Raw genomic sequence first — 329 nt, 5'->3', positions numbered from 1 at the left:
ACGGGCGCGATGGGTGCCACGGGTGCCACCGGCGCGACGGGTGCCACGGGTGCGACAGGCGCCACGGGCGCCACGGGTGCCACCGGCGCGACGGGTGCCACCGGCGCGACGGGTGCCACGGGCGCAACGGGTGCCACGGGTGCCACAGGTGCCACGGGTGCCACAGGTGCCACGGGCGCAACGGGTGCCACCGGCGCGACGGGTGCCACGGGCGCAACGGGTGCGACGGGTGGAAATCCCTGCTTCGCAGAGGGGACGCGGATTGCGACTGTGCGGGGTGACGTGCCGGTAGAGGAGTTGGTCGCAGGCGATGTGGTCGTGCTGCACGA

The 329-nt window shown here is 74.5% G+C and carries 1 protein-coding gene; it reads left to right on the top strand.

Annotated features, from left to right (window positions below; all coding sequences use genetic code 11):
* A partial coding sequence (locus tag RT91_RS21130) for a Hint domain-containing protein (protein ID WP_205409003.1) occupies window positions 1-329 on the top strand: 329 nt, incomplete at both ends.

Origin of the sequence: Acidiphilium sp. JA12-A1 (genome assembly GCF_000724705.2) — a bacterium.
Lineage (GTDB): Bacteria > Pseudomonadota > Alphaproteobacteria > Acetobacterales > Acetobacteraceae > Acidiphilium > Acidiphilium multivorum.
Note: the sequence above shows the minus strand (reverse complement) of the source record. Positions and strands in the feature narration are given on the sequence as shown.